This is a genomic window from Thalassolituus sp. UBA2009 (genome assembly GCF_002335285.1).
Classification (GTDB): domain Bacteria; phylum Pseudomonadota; class Gammaproteobacteria; order Pseudomonadales; family Oceanobacteraceae; genus Venatoribacter; species Venatoribacter alkanivorans.
In genome coordinates this window covers 1-2,996 of sequence record NZ_DDCJ01000150.1, presented here as the reverse complement: position 1 = coordinate 2,996, position 2,996 = coordinate 1, and the positions used below count along the sequence as shown (strand labels likewise).

Annotated in this window: 4 protein-coding genes; 1 reads left to right on the top strand and 3 read right to left on the bottom strand. The window is 53.8% G+C overall.

Translation table 11 applies throughout. The annotated features are described in order from the left end of the window. On the bottom strand, positions 1-1,067 hold a 1,067-nt coding region (locus B3P58_RS18235), incomplete at its 3' end, for a 2,4-dienoyl-CoA reductase FMN-binding domain-containing protein (protein WP_286719535.1). 113 nt (positions 1,068-1,180) lie between these two features. Here B3P58_RS18235 and B3P58_RS18230 point away from each other — a divergent pair. Further along, positions 1,181-1,729 carry a PadR family transcriptional regulator gene (locus B3P58_RS18230; RefSeq protein WP_286719533.1) on the top strand — a complete coding sequence of 183 codons (549 nt, stop codon included), beginning with the start codon at positions 1,181-1,183 and terminating at the stop codon, positions 1,727-1,729. Here the strand turns inward: B3P58_RS18230 and B3P58_RS18225 are convergent. Both B3P58_RS18225 and B3P58_RS18220 read right to left on the bottom strand, forming a co-directional pair. After that, entirely contained in the window at positions 1,726-2,034 is a 309-nt protein-coding gene (locus B3P58_RS18225; RefSeq protein ID WP_286719531.1) for a hypothetical protein, read from the bottom strand. The genes B3P58_RS18230 and B3P58_RS18225 overlap by 4 nt on opposite strands. Positions 2,035-2,161: 127 nt before the next feature. Further along, a partial coding sequence (locus tag B3P58_RS18220) for a heavy metal sensor histidine kinase (RefSeq protein ID WP_286719530.1) occupies positions 2,162-2,996 on the bottom strand: 835 nt, incomplete at its 5' end.

Below are 2,996 nucleotides of genomic sequence, written 5' to 3'. Positions count from 1 at the left end.
GAGGTGATCTTCATGGCGAAGGTCTGCTCGAGACATGCCTGGTTGCAGCCGATGCAGGTGTTGATATCGTCGGCGCGGCCCTGGGCGGCTTTTTCAACAAAGAAAGCGTCGGCCAGGAACGGACGCGCCATCGACACCATATCGGCACAGCCGTCCGCCAGTATCTGTTCGCCCACTTCCGGGGTGTTGATGCGGTTGGTGGTGACCAGTGGAATGTTCACGGCGCTCATCAGTTGTTTGGTGACCCAGGCGAATGCCGCACGCGGCACCTTGGTGGCAATGGTCGGTACGCGTGCTTCGTGCCAGCCGATGCCGGTGGTGATGATGGTGGCGCCGGCGGCTTCAATGGCTTTGGCCAGCTGGATCACTTCGTCGAGGGTTGAACCACCTTCGACCAGATCGAGCATAGACAGACGGTACAGGATGATAAATTCCGGTCCGACACGTTCACGCACTTTGCGCACAATTTCGATCGCGAAGCGGATGCGGTTTTCGTAACTGCCGCCCCATTCATCGTCACGATGGTTGGTGCGCGCAGCAATAAACTGGTTGATCAGGTAGCCTTCGGAGCCCATCACTTCGACGCCATCGTAGCCTGCTCTCTGTGCCAGACCTGCACAACGGGCGAAGCTCTCGATGGTTTCCAGAATCTGGTCGTGGCTCAGTTCACGCGGTACGAAAGGGTTGATCGGCGCTTTTAAGGCGCTGGGTGCAATCTGGTTCGGCTGGTAGCTGTAGCGGCCGGTGTGCAGAATCTGCATGGCAATTTTGCCGCCATTGGCGTGCACGGCGTCTGTGACCACGCGGTGATGTTCGGCTTCTTCCTCGGTCGTCAGCTTGGCTGAACCCTGAAAAACAACACCATATTCATCCGGTGAAATACCACCGGTTACGATCAGACCAACGCCACCACGGGCCCGTTCGGCGTAGAAGGCGGCCATACGCTCAAAGCCGTGTTCAACTTCTTCCAGGCCCAGGTGCATGGAGCCCATAAGCACGCGGTTACGAAGGGTGGTAAAGCCCAGATCCAGTGGCGCAAGCAGGTGAGGGTAAAGCGTCGAGGTCATCACGGTGATCCTTTTATGCAATTAGTTGCATCTTTATACTCACTGGAGTCTTTAATTGCAACTTGTTGCATAAAGGCATTATCCTGCGCTGGAAATCCTTAAATGAGTTACCTATGTCATTGCCTCATGCGTTACTGACCTCGTTGCTGGAGCAACCCTGCTCGGGTATGGATCTGGCGCGGCGCTTCGGGCGTTCCATCGGCTTCTTCTGGCCGGCGACGCATCAGCAGATATACAAAGAGCTGGGCAAGCTGGAGGCTGCTGGCTGGGTCCGCTCAACTGCAGAAGAGGGCGCGCGTGGCCGGAAGCGGTGCTACGAGGTCTTGCCTGCGGGTGAGCAGGAACTTAAACGCTGGGTGGCGGAGGCGGATGATCCGCCACCTCTGCGCGATGCCATGATGGTGCGTTTAAGGGCGGAAGCTGCTCTGGGCACAGGCGCCGGGGTTGAGAATGATCTGCGCCACCGAATGGCCCGGCACCGCACGCAGCTGGCTTTGTATGAAGACATTGAACAGCATGATTTCACCGGCCGGGAATTATCGGCGGCTGAGCAATTGCAGTATCTGATTCTGCAGTCCGGCCTGGCAACGGAGCGCGAGCATATCCGCTTTTGCGAAAAAGCGCTGGCGCTGCTGGAGGCGCTGGAACCCGCAGAGAGTTAAGCGCGGGTAATCTCTTTTACAGTCAACCAATGTGGCATGGTGGCCAGTTGCCCTGTCTTATAATCCTGCGCGCACCTTATCCCGGAGTAACTGATTTCGCGGCTGTTCCGTCGTCTCACCTTCCTGATGACAGCAGAAAACGCCAGCGGGTTGATTGCACAGAGCAGGTAAAAACCAGTAAGGTCAGCGGATGGGGCTATCCGGTTCAGATCGTTCAGTTTTGCCTGATTAAAATTAAGAAAAGTTTTAATGATTAACGCAATGGCACTCAGCAGCAGAATAATAGCTGCGGTATTGAGCAGCATTTTTTACCGGGGAAATAGTTGCAGAGGTGCTGAGTTTCAGAGGTGCAGAGCTGCGTCTATTCAGAATCACGACCGTATAGTTTGCGCCATACAGGCATTTATCGGCTGTTTATTGAAGAGTTAGTATTTACTGATTCGGGCTGTTAATGGGCAGCCTGAGCATAAACCGGGTTTTATCCGGAACCGATGTCACTTCGATAGAGCCATGATGAAGTTCCGCAATGGATTTGACGATTGCCAGACCAAGCCCTACACCTTCACGCTGGCTGTTCCCTCTGGAAGGGTCTGTCTGGTAAAAGCGGTCAAACAGCCGGCTCAGGTGTTTTTCATCGATCTTTTTCCCGCCATTTTCAATCGTGATCAGCGCCTGGTTTTCCTGCTGTGTTACGCAGATACCGACGTCTGCTCCCGCCGGACTGTGGTTGATGGCGTTGGATATCAGGTTGTTCAGAGCCCGCCGGAACATGGTGCGGTCTACCTCAGCCATTACGGCATCACCCGATACTTTAAGCGGAACCTGTTTTTCTTCCGCCAGCGGTTCAAAGTAATCGGTAAGCGCTTTGATTTCTTCTGCCAGGTTCAGTGAGGTTTTTTCCAGCGTTAATTGTTTATTGTCAGTTTTTGCCAGCCACAGCATATCACGGATCATAACGCTGAGTCTGTCGTACTCTTCAAGGCTGGAATAAAGTATGTCGCGGTATTCTTCTGTGCTTCTGTCTTTATTGAGCGCTACCTGGGTTTGGGTGCTGAGGTTGGTAATTGGTGTTCGCAATTCATGGGCAATATCCGCTGAAAACTGGGAAATCTTCTGAAAGCTCTCTTCAACGTGGCTGATCATCTCATTAAAGGCCTGAATCAGTTCGCTTAATTCTTCGGGGGCGTGGTCGGAATTCAGACGGTGGCTGAGGTTGTGTACATCAATATTCTGAATTTCTTTACTCAGCCGGTGGAGTGGCCGGTGG

Coding starts and splice junctions, on each gene's coding strand:
- B3P58_RS18230 (WP_286719533.1), top strand. CDS start 1,181: ATGTCATTGCCTCATGCGTTACTGACCTCGTTGCTGGAGCAACCCTGC.
- B3P58_RS18225 (WP_286719531.1), bottom strand. CDS start 2,034: ATGCTGCTCAATACCGCAGCTATTATTCTGCTGCTGAGTGCCATTGCG.